The 14,136-nt window shown below is 39.0% G+C and carries 20 protein-coding genes and 9 pseudogenes; all 29 read left to right on the top strand.

Annotation, left to right across the window (positions count from 1 at the left end; translation table 11 throughout):
* Position 1: 1 nt before the first annotated feature.
* The 29 genes and pseudogenes from rpsJ to rplQ all read left to right on the top strand — a co-directional run bounded on the left by rpsJ (position 2) and on the right by rplQ (position 14,130).
* On the top strand, positions 2–307 hold the full coding sequence (gene rpsJ, locus NYZ99_RS03745; protein WP_007094989.1) for a 30S ribosomal protein S10: 306 nt from the start codon (positions 2–4) through the stop codon (positions 305–307).
* A gap of 145 nt (positions 308–452) precedes the next feature.
* Positions 453–1,077, top strand: a pseudogene (rplC, locus tag NYZ99_RS03750) (50S ribosomal protein L3).
* Positions 1,077–1,710: pseudogene (rplD, locus tag NYZ99_RS03755) on the top strand (50S ribosomal protein L4). Before rplC ends, rplD begins: the two co-directional pseudogenes overlap by 1 nt.
* Positions 1,711–1,714: 4 nt before the next feature.
* Positions 1,715–2,005, top strand: a complete 291-nt coding sequence (gene rplW / locus NYZ99_RS03760) for a 50S ribosomal protein L23 (RefSeq protein WP_260573605.1) — start codon at positions 1,715–1,717, stop codon at positions 2,003–2,005.
* Between the two features lie 9 nt (positions 2,006–2,014).
* Positions 2,015–2,838: pseudogene (gene rplB / locus NYZ99_RS03765) on the top strand (50S ribosomal protein L2).
* Positions 2,839–2,851: 13 nt separating this feature from the next.
* Positions 2,852–3,130 carry a 30S ribosomal protein S19 gene (gene rpsS, locus NYZ99_RS03770; protein WP_260573610.1) on the top strand — a complete coding sequence of 93 codons (279 nt, stop codon included), beginning with the start codon at positions 2,852–2,854 and terminating at the stop codon, positions 3,128–3,130.
* A 3-nt stretch (positions 3,131–3,133) separates the two neighbouring features.
* Complete coding sequence (rplV, locus tag NYZ99_RS03775) at positions 3,134–3,541, top strand: 50S ribosomal protein L22 (protein WP_260573612.1); 408 nt, start codon at positions 3,134–3,136, stop codon at positions 3,539–3,541.
* A gap of 1 nt (position 3,542) precedes the next feature.
* A pseudogene (rpsC, locus tag NYZ99_RS03780) lies at positions 3,543–4,264 on the top strand (30S ribosomal protein S3).
* 21 nt (positions 4,265–4,285) lie between these two features.
* Positions 4,286–4,711, top strand: coding sequence for a 50S ribosomal protein L16 (rplP, locus tag NYZ99_RS03785; protein WP_138259117.1), 426 nt, complete (start codon positions 4,286–4,288; stop codon positions 4,709–4,711).
* Positions 4,712–4,723: 12 nt separating this feature from the next.
* Positions 4,724–4,915 carry a 50S ribosomal protein L29 gene (gene rpmC / locus NYZ99_RS03790; protein WP_094996004.1) on the top strand — a complete coding sequence of 64 codons (192 nt, stop codon included), beginning with the start codon at positions 4,724–4,726 and terminating at the stop codon, positions 4,913–4,915.
* A 13-nt stretch (positions 4,916–4,928) separates the two neighbouring features.
* Positions 4,929–5,186: a 30S ribosomal protein S17 gene (gene rpsQ, locus NYZ99_RS03795; protein WP_094996003.1), complete on the top strand. Its 258-nt coding sequence runs from the start codon at positions 4,929–4,931 to the stop codon at positions 5,184–5,186.
* 3 nt (positions 5,187–5,189) lie between these two features.
* Positions 5,190–5,559: pseudogene (gene rplN / locus NYZ99_RS03800) on the top strand (50S ribosomal protein L14).
* A 13-nt stretch (positions 5,560–5,572) separates the two neighbouring features.
* Positions 5,573–5,887, top strand: a complete 315-nt coding sequence (gene rplX, locus NYZ99_RS03805; RefSeq protein ID WP_260573613.1) for a 50S ribosomal protein L24 — start codon at positions 5,573–5,575, stop codon at positions 5,885–5,887.
* A 2-nt stretch (positions 5,888–5,889) separates the two neighbouring features.
* Positions 5,890–6,441 carry a 50S ribosomal protein L5 gene (gene rplE / locus NYZ99_RS03810; protein ID WP_260573616.1) on the top strand — a complete coding sequence of 184 codons (552 nt, stop codon included), beginning with the start codon at positions 5,890–5,892 and terminating at the stop codon, positions 6,439–6,441.
* Position 6,442: 1 nt separating this feature from the next.
* Complete coding sequence (rpsN, locus tag NYZ99_RS03815; protein ID WP_099546261.1) at positions 6,443–6,712, top strand: 30S ribosomal protein S14; 270 nt, start codon at positions 6,443–6,445, stop codon at positions 6,710–6,712.
* Positions 6,713–6,780: 68 nt separating this feature from the next.
* Positions 6,781–7,179, top strand: a complete 399-nt coding sequence (gene rpsH, locus NYZ99_RS03820; RefSeq protein WP_260573618.1) for a 30S ribosomal protein S8 — start codon at positions 6,781–6,783, stop codon at positions 7,177–7,179.
* A 17-nt stretch (positions 7,180–7,196) separates the two neighbouring features.
* On the top strand, positions 7,197–7,739 hold the full coding sequence (gene rplF, locus NYZ99_RS03825) for a 50S ribosomal protein L6 (protein WP_260573619.1): 543 nt from the start codon (positions 7,197–7,199) through the stop codon (positions 7,737–7,739).
* A gap of 10 nt (positions 7,740–7,749) precedes the next feature.
* On the top strand, positions 7,750–8,106 hold the full coding sequence (gene rplR, locus NYZ99_RS03830) for a 50S ribosomal protein L18 (RefSeq protein ID WP_260573620.1): 357 nt from the start codon (positions 7,750–7,752) through the stop codon (positions 8,104–8,106).
* A gap of 9 nt (positions 8,107–8,115) precedes the next feature.
* A complete protein-coding gene (gene rpsE / locus NYZ99_RS03835) occupies positions 8,116–8,640 on the top strand; it encodes a 30S ribosomal protein S5 (RefSeq protein ID WP_099546257.1) in 525 nt (174 codons plus the stop codon).
* Between the two features lie 11 nt (positions 8,641–8,651).
* Positions 8,652–8,831, top strand: a complete 180-nt coding sequence (gene rpmD, locus NYZ99_RS03840) for a 50S ribosomal protein L30 (protein WP_211015764.1) — start codon at positions 8,652–8,654, stop codon at positions 8,829–8,831.
* 11 nt (positions 8,832–8,842) lie between these two features.
* Positions 8,843–9,294: pseudogene (gene rplO / locus NYZ99_RS03845) on the top strand (50S ribosomal protein L15).
* Positions 9,295–9,308: 14 nt separating this feature from the next.
* Positions 9,309–10,652 (top strand): annotated as a pseudogene (gene secY / locus NYZ99_RS03850) (preprotein translocase subunit SecY).
* A 3-nt stretch (positions 10,653–10,655) separates the two neighbouring features.
* Positions 10,656–10,871, top strand: coding sequence for a translation initiation factor IF-1 (gene infA, locus NYZ99_RS03855; protein ID WP_013305172.1), 216 nt, complete (start codon positions 10,656–10,658; stop codon positions 10,869–10,871).
* Between the two features lie 9 nt (positions 10,872–10,880).
* A complete protein-coding gene (ykgO, locus tag NYZ99_RS03860) occupies positions 10,881–10,997 on the top strand; it encodes a type B 50S ribosomal protein L36 (RefSeq protein WP_013305171.1) in 117 nt (38 codons plus the stop codon).
* 2 nt (positions 10,998–10,999) lie between these two features.
* A complete protein-coding gene (rpsM, locus tag NYZ99_RS03865) occupies positions 11,000–11,374 on the top strand; it encodes a 30S ribosomal protein S13 (RefSeq protein ID WP_260573631.1) in 375 nt (124 codons plus the stop codon).
* Between the two features lie 9 nt (positions 11,375–11,383).
* Positions 11,384–11,775, top strand: a pseudogene (gene rpsK, locus NYZ99_RS03870) (30S ribosomal protein S11).
* Between the two features lie 89 nt (positions 11,776–11,864).
* Positions 11,865–12,470: pseudogene (gene rpsD / locus NYZ99_RS03875) on the top strand (30S ribosomal protein S4).
* 19 nt (positions 12,471–12,489) lie between these two features.
* Positions 12,490–13,482, top strand: a complete 993-nt coding sequence (locus NYZ99_RS03880; RefSeq protein WP_125221120.1) for a DNA-directed RNA polymerase subunit alpha — start codon at positions 12,490–12,492, stop codon at positions 13,480–13,482.
* Between the two features lie 60 nt (positions 13,483–13,542).
* A complete protein-coding gene (rplQ, locus tag NYZ99_RS03885) occupies positions 13,543–14,130 on the top strand; it encodes a 50S ribosomal protein L17 (protein WP_260573632.1) in 588 nt (195 codons plus the stop codon).
* Positions 14,131–14,136 lie beyond the last annotated feature (6 nt).

Consider the following 14,136-nt stretch of genomic DNA (forward strand, 5'->3'; position numbering starts at 1 on the left):
AATGAGTCAGAAAATTAGAATAAAACTAAAATCTTACGATCACAATTTGGTGGATAAATCTGCTGAGAAAATCGTAAAAACGGTAAAGACTACCGGTGCTGTTGTAACGGGACCAATTCCTTTACCAACACATAAGAAAATATTTACCGTGTTGCGTTCGCCTCACGTAAATAAGAAGTCTAGAGAGCAATTTCAACTTAGTTCTTACAAGAGACTGTTGGATATTTATAGCTCTTCATCAAAAACCATCGATGCGCTTATGAAGTTAGAACTTCCAAGTGGTGTTGAGGTTGAGATTAAAGTATAATGCCACACTGAGCTGAGTTAGTCAGTGTAACATGTCCTGAGCTGCGTGCGAAGGAAAAACGGAGAAAAAATAATTTCAGGGTTGAATTATTTTTGACCCTATTTTTTTGAATAGTTTTTAATAATAAGTAATTAATAATTTAAGTATGTCCGGGTTAATAGGAAAGAAAGTAGGCATGACCAGCATTTTTGACGAGAATGGAAAGAATATTCCATGTACCGTTATAGAGGCGGGGCCATGTGTAGTTACCCAAGTCAGAACCGAAGAGGTAGACGGGTATAATGCCCTTCAACTTGGTTTCGATGACAAGGCAGAAAAGCGTGCTAACAAGGCCGAATCTGGTCACTTTAAAAAGGCAGGTGCTTCTCCCAAGAAAAAAGTCGTTGAGTTCCAAGGTTTTGAAGGAGAGTATAAACTGGGAGACACTTTAGGTGTTGACTTGTTTGTAGAAGGAGAATTTGTGGATGTCATTGGTACATCTAAAGGTAAAGGATTTCAGGGTGTGGTTAAAAGACACGGTTTTGGAGGTGTCGGTCAATCAACTCACGGTCAGCACAACAGACTTAGGGCTCCTGGTTCTATTGGTGCAGCCTCTTATCCCGCCGAGTTTTCAAAGGAATGAAAATGGCTGGTAGAATGGGTGGTGAAAAAGTCACAGTTCAGAACCTAAGGGTGTTGAAAGTAGTTCCGAGAGAAAAACCTTTTAGTATTAAAAGGATGTGTCCCTGGTCATAAAAAATGGGTACGTAACTATTCAAAGATGGCAGTAATGAAGGTAGCAGTTTTAGATATTAAAGGAAAAGATACTGGAAGAAAAGCTGAGCTTTCTGATAGTGTATTTGGAATCGAGCCTAACGAGCATGCGGTTTATCTCGGATGTAAAACAATATTTGGCACACCAAAGACAAGGTACTCACAAGGCAAAGGAACGTGGTGAAATTGCAGGTAGTACTAGAAAGATTAAAAAGCAAAAGGGTACAGGTACCGCTAGAGCTGGTAGTATTAAATCTCCGGTCTTTAGAGGTGGTGGTAGAATATTTGGGCCACGGCCTAAGGATTACACTCAAAAACTTAATAAAAACCTTAAGCGTTTAGCAAGAAAATCGGCATTGAGCATTAAGTCGAAGGACAATGCGATAATGGTGGTTGAGGACTTTGATTTTGATACTCCAAAGACGAAGGATTTTGTAAATGTTTTAAAGTCATTGGGACTAGAAAACAAAAAGTCTTTAATAGTGTTGGGCGATTCAAATAAAGGCGTATATTTGTCTTCTCGTAATTTCAAGGGTTCTGATGTTATAACTAACTCAGAATTAAGCACTTATAAAATACTTAACGCATCAAATGTAGTATTGTTGGAGGGCTCTCTAGAAGGAATCGAATCGAATTTAAATAATAAGTAGTATCATGAGTGTGTTGATAAAACCAATTATAACGGAAAAAATGACTGCGGATAGCGAGTTGAACAACCGTTACGGTTTCCTAGTTGATCCGAAGGCCAACAAGATTCAGATTAAGGATGCTGTTGAGGCTACTTATGGTGTTTCGGTTAAGAAAGTTAGAACAATGAATTATGGGCCAACAAGAAAGACCAGATATACAAAAACTGGTATTCAGCATGGTAAGACAAACGCTACAAAAAAGGCGATTGTTGATGTTGTGGAAGGTGATATAATTGATTTTTACAGTAATCTATAAAGACAAGAAATGTCAGTTAGAAAATTAAAACCAATCACTCCTGGGCAGCGTTTTAGAGTAGTAAACGGGTTTGACGCCATTACTACTGATAAGCCGGAGAAAAGCTTGCTTGCTCCGTTAAAAAAGTCGGGAGGTAGAAACAGTCAAGGAAAGATGACCATACGCCAAAAAGGTGGTGGGCATAAAAGAAGGTATCGTGTAATCGATTTTAAAAGGGATAAGCAAGATGTTGCCGCTACCGTAAAATCGATTGAGTACGATCCAAACAGAACAGCATTTATTGCTCTTTTGGAATATGCTGATGGTGAAAAGAGATATGTTGTTGCTCAAAATGGGCTGAAAGTAGACCAGCAGGTTGCTGCCGGTGCCGGTTCAGCACCGAAATTGGAAACGCACTACCACTTAGTGAGATTCCATTGGGTACAATTATTTCATGTATTGAATTGCGTCCTGGTCAGGGTGCTGTGATGGCAAGAAGTGCAGGTACTTTTGCACAGTTGATGGCAAAGGATGGAAAATTTGTGACCGTGAAAATGCCTTCCGGAGAAACAAGATTGGTTTTGTCTTCTTGTATGGCGACCATAGGTGCGGTTTCTAATTCAGATCATCAGTTGTTGGTTTCCGGTAAAGCTGGTAGAAGTAGATGGTTGGGCAGAAGACCAAGGACTAGACCTGTGGCTATGAACCCTGTGGATCACCCAATGGGTGGTGGTGAAGGAAGGGCTTCCGGTGGTCATCCAAGATCTAGAAACGGCGTTCCTGCAAAAGGTTATAGAACTCGTTCTAAAACCAAGAGTACCAATAAGTATATAATAGAACGTAGAAAGAAATAAAAAGTAGAAAGAAATGGCACGTTCACTAAAAAAAGGACCTTACGTTCATTACAGTTTAGATAAGAAGATTCAGGATAGTGTTTCTTCCGGCAAGAAGTCCGTTATTAAAACATGGTCTAGAGCATCAATGATTACTCCAGATTTTGTAGGTCTTACAATTGCTGTACATAATGGTAAACAATTTGTACCTGTTTTCGTAACCGAGAACATGGTTGGACATAAATTAGGAGAATTTTCACCTACAAGATCTTTTAGGGGTCATGCTGGTGCAAAGAATAAAGGTAAGAAGTAAGCTATGGGAGTTCGTAAAAAAGAAATGGCCGAAAGAATTAAGGCTGAAAAGCAGAAAGTGGCTTTCGCTAAATTGAACAATTGTCCTACTTCGCCACGAAAAATGAGGCTTGTAGCTGATTTGGTTCGTGGGGAGAAGGTTGAAAGGGCGCTTGCTATATTGAGGTTTAATCCTAAGGAGGCTTCTAGGAAGTTGGAAAAGCTTTTGCTTTCGGCTTTGGCAAATTGGCAAGCTAAGAATGAGGATGCCAGTTTGGAGGATGCTGATTTGGTTGTTGCGGAAATTCGTGTGGATAGTGGGGCAATGCTAAAAAGGTTGCGTCCAGCTCCACAAGGTAGGGCACATAGGATAAGAAAACGTTCAAACCATGTTACCTTGGTTTTGGGGTCTAACAATAATACAGAAAGCTAGAATGGGACAGAAAACAAATCCAATAGGAAATCGTCTTGGAATTATCAGGGGATGGGAATCTAACTGGTACGGAGGAAATGATTATGGAGATAAATTGGCCGAGGACGATAAAATACGAAAGTATATCCATGCCAGGCTTTCCAAAGCAAGTGTTTCTCGTGTTATCATTGAAAGAACACTTAAGTTGATTACTGTTACCGTTACTACTGCCAGGACCTGGTATTATTATTGGTAAAGGGGGTCAAGAAGTTGACAAATTAAAGGAGGAGCTTAAGAAGATTACCAATAAAGAGGTTCAGATCAATATTTACGAGATCAAGAGGCCTGAGTTGGATGCCAATCTTGTAGCAGCTAGTATTGCTCGTCAAATCGAAAGTAGAATTTCTTTCAGAAGAGCTATAAAAATGGCGATTGCGGCCGCTATGAGAATGAACGCAGAGGGAATTAAGGTTCAGATTTCAGGAAGGTTGAACGGTGCTGAAATGGCTCGTTCGGAATCTTACAAAGAGGGAAGAATTCCATTGTCCACTTTTAGGGCCGATATAGACTATGCACTTCAAGAGGCTCAAACCACTTATGGAAAGTTAGGTATAAAGGTTTGGATCATGAAGGGAGAAGTTTATGGAAAAAGAGAGCTTTCCCCATTAACTGGAATGCAAAAAGGACAGTCTTCCAAACCTGGAAAGCAAGAAGGTGCCGAGAAAGCCCCGTCGTAGAAAGTAATAATTAAAGAAGTAGAGAAAAATGTTACAACCAAAAAGAACGAAGTTCCGAAAAATGCAGAAAGGCCGGATGAAAGGCATTGCCGGTAGAGGGCATCAACTTTCAAATGGTATGTTCGGAATAAAATCTATGGACTCTTCTTTTTTGACTTCCCGTCAAATTGAAGCTGCTCGTATCGCTGCTACAAGATATATGAAAAGGGAAGGTCAATTATGGATAAAAATATTCCCGGACAAACCTATCACCAAAAAGCCTTTGGAGGTACGTATGGGTAAAGGTAAAGGTGCTCCGGAATACTTTGTTGCGGTCGTTAAGCCGGGACGTGTAATGTTTGAAATTGCCGGAGTGTCTATAGACATTGCCAAGGAAGCATTAAGACTAGCAGCTCAAAAACTTCCTGTAAGAACAAAATTCATTGTTGCAAGAGATTATACAGTTGACAATTAATCGTAGGAAATCATGAAAAATCAAGAAATTAAAGAATTGTCTGTTGAAGGACTTACGGAAAAACTGGCAGAGTATAAAAAGCAACATGCAGACTTAAAAATGGCTCATTTTGTGACTCCATTGGAAAACCCACTTCAAATTAGAAAGGTGAGAAGAACTGTTGCAAGATTGGCTACTGAATTAACTAAAAGGGAAAACCAATAATTGGTTCTGCTTTATGGAAAAAAGAAACTTAAGAAAGGAAAGAATCGGGGTAGTAACCAGTGACAAAATGGAAAAGTCCATTGTTGTGTCAGAGGTTAAGAGAGTTAAGCACCCTATGTACGGTAAGTTCGTTTTGAAAACAAAGAAATATGTTGCTCATGACGAAAAGAACGATTGTAATATTGGGGATACCGTAAAGATTATGGAGACACGTCCTATGAGCAAGACCAAGTGTTGGAGGTTAGTAGAAATCTTAGAAAGAGCTAAATAAGTTATGTTACAGCAAGAATCTAGATTAAAGGTAGCAGATAATACCGGAGCTAAGGAAGTTTTAACTATCCGAGTTCTTGGTGGTACAAAGAGGAGATATGCCTCTATTGGTGATAAGATAGTAGTTACCGTTAAGGAAGCTACTCCGAACGGGGGTATCAAAAAAGGTGCGGTTTCTACAGCTGTGGTTGTTAGGATCAAGAAAGAGGTCAGAAGACCGAGACGGTTCTTACATACGATTTGATGACAACGCTTGTGTGTTATTGAACCCTGCCGGAGAAATGCGAGGTACTCGTGTTTTTAGTCCCGTTGCTAGAGAGCTAAGGGATAAGCAGTTTATGAAAATTGTTTCATTGGCCCCTGAGGTACTATAATTAGATGATCAAGATGAAGAAGTTAAAGATAAAAACAGGAGATACGGTAAGGGTTATTTACGGTGATCATAAAGGATCAGAGGGAAAAGTATTATCCGTAAGTCTTGAAAAGAATAAGGCCATTGTAGAGGGAGTAAACGTGGTTTCTAAACATGAGAAGCCCAGTGCGCAGAACCCGCAAGGTGGTATCGTGAAAAAGGAGGCATTAATCCATATTTCCAATCTATCGTTGATTGACTCAAAATCTGGTGAAACAACAAGAGTGGGTTACGAGGTAAGGGATGGAAAGAAAGTTAGGGTTTCCAAGAAATCAAATGAAGTAATATAGTTATGGCTTACGTTGCAAGATTAAAGAAAGAATATAAAGATCGCATCATAGCGGCCTTGACCGAAGAATTTGGTTACAAAAACGTAATGCAAGTTCCAAAATTGGAAAAAATTGTTGTGAGCAGAGGTGTTGGTGCAGCCGTGGCCGATAAAAAGCTTATTGACCATGCTGTGGACGAAATGACTATGATCACAGGTCAAAAGGCAGTTGCAACAATGTCAAAAAAGGACGTTGCGGCATTTAAATTGAGAAAGGGAATGCCAATTGGTGCCAAGGTTACATTGCGTGGTGATCGTATGTATGAATTTTTGGACAGATTGGTTACTTCCGCGCTTCCTAGGGTTCGAGATTTTCAAGGTATCAAGGCTACTGGTTTTGATGGGCGTGGAAATTATAACTTAGGAATTACAGAACAAATTATCTTCCCTGAAATAAATATTGATAAAATCAACAGGATTAATGGGATGGATGTGACATTTGTTACCTCTGCCGAAACGGACAAGGAAGCAAAATCATTACTAACAGAATTAGGATTACCTTTTAAAAAGAACTAGAATGGCTAAAGAATCAATGAAGGCCCGCGAGAGAAAAAGGGCAAAGACTGTAGCTAAATATGCTGAAAAGCGCAAAGCTTTAAAAGAAGCTGGCGATTATGAGGCACTACAGAAATTGCCAAAAAATGCCTCTCCCGTACGTATGCACAATAGATGTAAACTTACTGGAAGACCAAAAGGTTACATGAGGACTTTTGGAATCTCAAGGGTTATGTTCAGAGAAATGGCAAACCAAGGTTTGATACCTGGAGTTAAAAAAGCCAGCTGGTAGAATAATAGGATTAATAACTGGTTTCAGGTTTAGCGCAGTGCTAAAAACCGTCACCGAATTATATATAAATGGTAACAGATACTATAGCAGATTATCTAACAAGGGTTAGAAACGCGAGTAGGGCAGGACATAGAGTCGTGGAAATCCCTGCGTCCAATTTGAAAAAGGAAATTACTAAAATATTATTCGACCAAGGATATATTTTAAGCTACAAGTTCGAGGATGATAAGGTTCAGGGTACTATAAAAATTGCTTTGAAGTATGATAAGTTGACTAAAGAGCCTGTAATAAAGAAGATAGAGCGTATTAGTAAGCCAGGTTTGAGAAAGTATGCCTCTAACGATAACCTCCCTAGGATCCTAAATGGATTGGGAATTGCAATTGTTTCTACTTCTCACGGTGTAATGACAAGTAAACAAGCAAAGGCGGAAAACGTTGGTGGCGAGGTTTTATGCTACGTATATTAATTGAAAAGAGTTAGAAGATGTCTAGAATAGGAAATAATCCGATAGCGATACCGGAAGGAGTAACCATAGAGGTCAAAGAAAACGAAATTACCGTAAAGGGTAAATTAGGAGAATTGACTCAGGATTTCTCCGGGGTAGATGTGAAAGTAGAAGATGGACAAGCTTTTGTGACAAGGCCGTCTGACTCCAAGGAGCATAAAGCTAAGCACGGTTTGTACAGAGCTTTGATTTTGAACATGGTTAAGGGTGTATCTCAAGGGTGGATCAAAGAATTGGAGTTGGTAGGTGTAGGTTACCGAGCCAGTAATCAGGGTCAAAAACTTGATTTGGCACTAGGTTTTTCCCACAATATTGTTTTTGATCTAGCACCGGAGGTGAAAGTCGAAACGATTTCAGAAAAAGGTAAAAACCCAATAGTAAAACTAACCTCTCACGATAAGCAGTTGGTTGGTCATATAGCGGCAAAAATTAGATCTTTCCGCAAGCCTGAGCCTTATAAAGGAAAAGGTGTCAAATTTGTGGGTGAACAATTAAGAAGAAAAGCAGGTAAATCGGCTTAATAAAAGTATTATGGGATTATCAAAAACACAAAGAAAGTATAGAATTCGAAGGAGAATCCGTAAGGTTTCCAATGGAACTGCCGAAAGGCCAAGATTATCTGTCTTTAGAAGTAACAGCGAAATCTATGCACAATTGATAGACGATGATAAAGGTGTTACTTTAGCTGCTGCTTCATCAAGGGATAAGGATATAGCATCTGCAAAAGGAAACAAAACTGAAATTGCTGCACTTGTAGGCAAATCTATTGCTGAAAAGTCAAAAGCTGCAGGTATTGAGAAGGTTGCATTCGATAGAGGTGGAAATCTTTACCATGGTCGAGTAAAGTCTTTGGCAGAAGGTGCAAGGGAAGCAGGTTTAAAATTCTAAATAAGAGGTATGTTCCAAAAGTATAAAAACGTAGAAACAGTTAAACCAGGTGGTTTAGATCTTAAAGATAGATTGGTAGGCGTTCAACGTGTTACAAAAGTTACTAAAGGTGGTAGAGCATTTGGTTTTTCTGCTATTGTGGTTGTTGGTGATGAAAATGGTGTTGTAGGACACGGTCTTGGAAAGTCTAAAGAAGTGGCTACAGCAATTGCAAAAGCCATTGAAGACGGTAAAAAGAATTTGATTCGTATTCCTTTGAACAAGGGTACATTGCCTCACGAACAGAAAGGTAAATACGGTGGTGCACGAGTATACATACAACCGGCCTCACACGGTACCGGTGTAATCGCTGGTGGAGCCGTAAGAGCGGTATTGGAAGCGGTAGGTGTACACGATGTATTATCTAAATCCCAAGGGTCTTCTAATCCTCACAACGTTGTAAAGGCAACATTTGATGCTTTGCTACAATTAAGGGATGCCAAGACAATTTCAGAGCAAAGAGGAATTTCCTTGGAGAAGGTGTTTAAAGGTTAAGACAATTTATTATGGCAAAGATAAAAGTAAAACAAGTTAAGAGCGGTATCAAAAAACCTCAGAATCAAAAAAGGACTTTGGAGGCTCTTGGACTAAAAAGAATAGGCCAGGTTGTTGAGCACGATGCTACTCCTAATATTCTTGGAATGATAAATAAAGTTAAACATTTGGTTTCTACTGAAGAAGCTTAAATATAGATCTAATGAACTTAAGTAATCTAAAACCTGCAGAAGGTTCCGTAAATAGAGATGGTAAACGTTTAGGTAGAGGACAAGGCTCGGTAAAGGGGGTACTGCTGCAAGAGGGCACAAGGGTGCTAAATCTAGATCTGGTTACTCTAAGAAAATCGGATTCGAGGGTGGTCAAATGCCATTACAGAGACGTGTCCCTAAATTTGGTTTTACCAATATCAATAGAAAGGAATACAAAGGAATCAATCTTGGTAAGTTACAAGAGCTTGTTGATTCCAAAGTTATTAAGGATACTGTTTCTTTCGAAAATTTGGTTGAAAACGGTGTAGTTGATAAAAACGATATGGTTAAAATTTTAGGTGGTGGTGAGTTAAAAACAGCGCTTAAAGTATCGGTACATAAATTTACTGCTTCTGCAAAGGCTGCAATTGAAGCTGCGGGTGGTGAAGCAATAAGTTTATAAGTAGCAACGGGAACATGAAGAAATTTATTGATACAATATCCAATATTTGGAAGATAGAGGAACTAAGGAATAGGATAGTGATTACCCTTGGGCTTCTTTTGGTATATAGATTTGGATGCCAAATAGTTCTTCCAGGTATTGATTCTACACAATTGGGCGGTCTTGCAGACGGTACTGATAAGGGTATTTTTGGTCTTTTGAACGCTTTTACGGGAGGGGCTTTTGCCAATGCTTCCGTATTTGCATTAGGTATCATGCCTTACATATCTGCCTCCATTGTGGTCCAATTAATGGGTATTGCCATTCCGTACCTACAAAAATTACAAAAGGAAGGGGAAAGTGGTAGAAAGACCATCAATCAAATTACCCGTTGGTTGACAATAGGTATTTGTATTGTACAGGCTCCTGCCTATTTGTATGGTCTAGGTGCCTTTGGTGTGCCGAGACAGTGCATTTGTACTTGGTAAAGGATTGGATTTTATGATTCCAGCTGTAATCATATTGGTTTCGGGCTGCGTATTTGCCATGTGGTTGGGCGAGAAAATTACAGATAAAGGTATTGGTAACGGTATTTCGTTGTTGATAATGATTGGAATTATAGCAACAATGCCTCAGTCATTTGTTCAAGAATTTGTATCGAGAACAACCAATAATAATGGTGGTTTAATGTTCATTCTTATAGAGGTTATTGTTTGGTTCCTTGTAATTTTGGCAAGTGTGTTGTTGGTTATGGCTACACGTCAAATTCCGGTTCAGTATGCAAGAAGAACTGCTTCGGAGGATACGAAAAGAACGTTATGGGTTCTAGACAGTACATACCACTAAAATTGAATGCTTCAGGTGTAATGCCTATTATTTTTGCTCAAGCGATAATGTTCGTTCCTGGAATGATAGGTGGTGCTTTTGATGACACATCCTTTGGACAGTGGATGCAAGTACAGTTTAGTGATATTTTTGGATGGGCTTACAACCTTCTGTTCGCCTTCTTAATTATAATATTCACCTACTTCTATACTGCTATTACTGTTCCAACGAACAAAATGGCTGATGATTTAAAAAGGAGTGGTGGTTTTATCCCTGGAATTAGGCCTGGGAAGGAAACTGGAGATTATTTGGATAAAATTATGTCATTAATTACGTTACCTGGATCTATATTTTTAGCTTTGCTGGCCGTTTTACCGGCAATAGTGGTAAAATTATTGGATGTACAGGCCGGTTGGGCATTGTTTTATGGAGGTACATCCCTATTGATTATGGTCGGTGTGGCAATTGATACTGTACAACAGGTAAATTCTTACCTATTGAATAGACATTATGACGGATTAATGAAAACCGGAAAAAATAGAAAAGTAGCATAGTTTATGGCTAAACAGGCAGCGATAGAACAAGATGGATCCATTATAGAGGCATTGTCTAATGCAATGTTTCGTGTAGAATTGGAAAATGGACATGTGGTTACAGCGCATATTTCAGGTAAGATGCGCATGCATTATATAAAATTATTACCTGGAGATAAGGTTAAATTGGAAATGAGTCCGTACGACCTTACCAAAGCAAGAATTACTTATAGATACTAAGATAGCAAGATGAAAGTAAGAGCATCAGTAAAAAAGAGAAGTGCCGACTGCAAGATTGTTCGCAGAAAAGGCAGATTGTACGTAATCAACAAAAAGAATCCTAGATTTAAACAAAGACAAGGGTAGTTATGGCAAGAATCGCGGGTATTGATATACCAAAACAAAAAAGGGGCGTAATCGCCTTGACCTATATTTACGGAATAGGAAAGAGCAGGGCCAAGGAAATTTTAGAGAAAGCCCAAGTTAGTGAGGATACAAAAGTTTCTGACTGGAACGACGATGAAATAGGTCGTATTAGGGATGCGGTTTCTTCCTATACTATTGAAGGTGAGTTGCGTTCAGAAATTCAATTGAACATTAAACGATTAATGGACATTGGATGCTATAGAGGTATACGTCATAGAGCTGGCTTGCCATTAAGAGGTCAACGTACAAAAAACAACTCTAGGACAAGAAAAGGAAAGAGAAAAACAGTTGCTAACAAGAAGAAAGCTACTAAATAATAGATAGTTATGGCAAAGGCAAATACTAAGGTAACCAAAAAGCGTAAAGTTATTGTTGATTCTGTGGGTGAGGCTCATGTAAATGCTTCATTCAATAATATCATCATTTCTTTGACCAATAAGAAAGGTGATGTGATCTCTTGGTCGTCAGCAGGTAAACTAGGTTTTAGAGGTTCCAAGAAAAATACCCCTTATGCAGCTCAGGTAGCAGCGGAAGATTGTGCAAAGGTTGCCCATGAAGCAGGTTTGCGTAAAGTGAAGGTTTATGTCAAGGAACTGGAAATGGTAGAGAATCAGCTATCCGATCTATACACAATTCAGGAATTGAAGTTACTGAGATTATCGATGTTACTCCAATGCCACATAATGGATGTAGGCCTCCAAAAAGAAGAAGAGTTTAATCAAGTTTATATAAATTTCACCGAAGGTGTAATTACGATTATCGAAGGATAAGCCTTAATTCATAATCCCACCTTCATAACTTTAGAAAATGGCAAGATACACAGGATCTAAATCAAAAATCGCCCGTAAATTTGGTGAGGCGATATTCGGAGACGATAAGTCTTTTGAAAAGAAAAATTACCCTCCAGGACAACACGGAAGCAACAGACGTAGAGGAAAACAGTCTGAGTATTCCGTTCAGTTGATGGAAAAGCAAAAAGCTAAATACACGTACGGTATACTTGAGAAGCAGTTCAGAAACCTTTTCGCTACTGCTAAAAGAAAAGAAGGTGTTACCGGTGAAATTCTTTTACAATTATGCGAAAGCCGTCTCGGATAACGTAGTATTTAGAATGGGAATTTCCCCATCCGAAGTGGAGCTAGACAATTGGTTTCACACAGACATATAACTGTAAACGGGGATATCGTAAATATCCCTTCCTATACATTAAAAGCAGGTGACGTTGTTGGCGTTAGGGAAAAATCCAAATCTCTACAGAGTATTCAGGATTCCTTAGCCGCAAATAGTAGTGTTTATGAATGGATGACTTGGAATAGTGAGAAGAAGGAAGGAACATTCGTTTCAGTTCCTGAAAGACTACAGATTCCTGAAAACATCAAAGAACAATTAATCGTCGAGCTTTACTCTAAATAAAAACAACACTGATCCAATTATGGCATTATTTAATTTTCAGAAACCCGATAAAGTAATAATGATCGATTCCTCAGACTTCGAAGGAAAGTTCGAATTTCGTCCTTTGGAGCCTGGTTATGGATTAACTGTTGGGAATGCACTTAGAAGGGTGTTGCTTTCTTCCTTGGAAGGCCATGCCATTACATCCGTAAGGATAGATAAAGTAGAACACGAGTTCTCTGTGATTTCGGGTGTTGTAGAAGATGTGACCGAAATTATCCTAAACTTGAAACAAGTTCGTTTCAAAAAACAAATCGAGGATTCGGAAGCTGAAGTCGTATCTATTTCAGTAAGTGGAAAAGAACAATTGACTGCTGGAGATTTCCAAAAGTTCATTTCAGGTTATCAAGTGCTGAATCCGGACTTGGTTATCTGTAATATGGATCCCAAGATCAGCATCAATATGGAAATTACCATTGACAAAGGTAGAGGATACGTTCCTGCAGAGGAAAATAAGAAATCCGGTGCTCCAATTGGTACTATAGCAGTGGATTCTATCTTTACCCCAATTAAGAACGTAAAATATAGCATCGAGAACTATCGTGTTGAGCAAAAAACGGATTACGAAAAATTGGTTTTCGAAATTGTATCCGATGGCTCTATTCATCCAAAGGATGCCTTGACAGAGGCCGCTAAGGTGTTGATCCATCATTTTATGTTGTTCTCCGATGAGAGAATTACATTGGAAGCGGATGAAATCGCGCAAACTGAGACCTATGATGAGGAGTCATTGCACATGAGGCAATTATTGAAGACCAAATTGGTAGATATGGATCTTTCCGTACGTGCCTTGAACTGCTTAAAGGCGGCCGAGGTTGATACATTGGGGGATTTGGTCTCTTTCAATAAAAACGATTTGATGAAGTTTAGAAACTTCGGAAAAAAATCCCTTACCGAGCTCGAGGAGTTGGTAATCAACAAAGGCCTAAGCTTTGGAATGGATTTATCAAAATACAAATTAGATAAGGATTAATTAATCATATTTTGCTCCTCGTTCAACCGAGTTTGGTAGCAAGATGATAATACTATAATAATGAGACACGGTAAAAAAGTTAACCATTTAGGAAGAAAATCGGCGCATAGAAAGGCTATGTTGGCAAATATGGCTTGTTCTTTAATCGAGCACAAGAGAATCAATACTACAGTTGCCAAGGCGAAGGCTTTAAAGCAATTTGTGGAGCCTTTGATCACAAGATCTAAGGCAGAGAACAATCAGTCTGCGGAAAAGGGTACTCACAACAGACGTATCGCTTTTAAAAACCTTAGGGATAAATACGCTGTAAACGAGTTGTTCAGCGTAGTATCTGAAAAAGTTGCTGACAGACCAGGTGGTTACACAAGAATCATCAAATTAGGAAATAGATTGGGTGACAACGCTGATATGGCGATGATAGAGTTGGTTGATTTCAATGAACTTTATAATGCTGGTAAGCCTAAGAAAAAATCTACAAGAAGAAGTAGAAGAGGGGGTAAGACTTCTAATGCGGAAGCTACAAAAGTAGAGGAGGCCGAAGTTAAGGAACCAGTAGCCGATGAGGCAGATCCAGAAGTGGAAGCCAAACCGGAAGCTGAATCACAACCTGAAAACGAGGTTAAAAAAGAAGATGATTCAAAAGAGTAAAATGTC

This window comes from Maribacter litopenaei (assembly GCF_025244665.1).
Classification (GTDB): domain Bacteria; phylum Bacteroidota; class Bacteroidia; order Flavobacteriales; family Flavobacteriaceae; genus Maribacter; species Maribacter litopenaei.

Excerpts from the sequence above, each read along its gene's own strand:
- rpsJ (WP_007094989.1), top strand. The coding sequence starts at position 2 with ATGAGTCAGAAAATTAGAATAAAACTAAAATCTTACGATCACAATTTG.
- rplW (WP_260573605.1), top strand. The coding sequence starts at position 1,715 with ATGAGTGTGTTGATAAAACCAATTATAACGGAAAAAATGACTGCGGAT.
- rpsS (WP_260573610.1), top strand. The coding sequence starts at position 2,852 with ATGGCACGTTCACTAAAAAAAGGACCTTACGTTCATTACAGTTTAGAT.
- rplV (WP_260573612.1), top strand. The coding sequence starts at position 3,134 with ATGGGAGTTCGTAAAAAAGAAATGGCCGAAAGAATTAAGGCTGAAAAG.
- rplP (WP_138259117.1), top strand. The coding sequence starts at position 4,286 with ATGTTACAACCAAAAAGAACGAAGTTCCGAAAAATGCAGAAAGGCCGG.
- rpmC (WP_094996004.1), top strand. The coding sequence starts at position 4,724 with ATGAAAAATCAAGAAATTAAAGAATTGTCTGTTGAAGGACTTACGGAA.
- rpsQ (WP_094996003.1), top strand. The coding sequence starts at position 4,929 with ATGGAAAAAAGAAACTTAAGAAAGGAAAGAATCGGGGTAGTAACCAGT.
- rplX (WP_260573613.1), top strand. The coding sequence starts at position 5,573 with ATGAAGAAGTTAAAGATAAAAACAGGAGATACGGTAAGGGTTATTTAC.
- rplE (WP_260573616.1), top strand. The coding sequence starts at position 5,890 with ATGGCTTACGTTGCAAGATTAAAGAAAGAATATAAAGATCGCATCATA.
- rpsN (WP_099546261.1), top strand. The coding sequence starts at position 6,443 with ATGGCTAAAGAATCAATGAAGGCCCGCGAGAGAAAAAGGGCAAAGACT.
- rpsH (WP_260573618.1), top strand. The coding sequence starts at position 6,781 with ATGGTAACAGATACTATAGCAGATTATCTAACAAGGGTTAGAAACGCG.
- rplF (WP_260573619.1), top strand. The coding sequence starts at position 7,197 with ATGTCTAGAATAGGAAATAATCCGATAGCGATACCGGAAGGAGTAACC.
- rplR (WP_260573620.1), top strand. The coding sequence starts at position 7,750 with ATGGGATTATCAAAAACACAAAGAAAGTATAGAATTCGAAGGAGAATC.
- rpsE (WP_099546257.1), top strand. The coding sequence starts at position 8,116 with ATGTTCCAAAAGTATAAAAACGTAGAAACAGTTAAACCAGGTGGTTTA.
- rpmD (WP_211015764.1), top strand. The coding sequence starts at position 8,652 with ATGGCAAAGATAAAAGTAAAACAAGTTAAGAGCGGTATCAAAAAACCT.
- infA (WP_013305172.1), top strand. The coding sequence starts at position 10,656 with ATGGCTAAACAGGCAGCGATAGAACAAGATGGATCCATTATAGAGGCA.
- ykgO (WP_013305171.1), top strand. The coding sequence starts at position 10,881 with ATGAAAGTAAGAGCATCAGTAAAAAAGAGAAGTGCCGACTGCAAGATT.
- rpsM (WP_260573631.1), top strand. The coding sequence starts at position 11,000 with ATGGCAAGAATCGCGGGTATTGATATACCAAAACAAAAAAGGGGCGTA.
- NYZ99_RS03880 (WP_125221120.1), top strand. The coding sequence starts at position 12,490 with ATGGCATTATTTAATTTTCAGAAACCCGATAAAGTAATAATGATCGAT.
- rplQ (WP_260573632.1), top strand. The coding sequence starts at position 13,543 with ATGAGACACGGTAAAAAAGTTAACCATTTAGGAAGAAAATCGGCGCAT.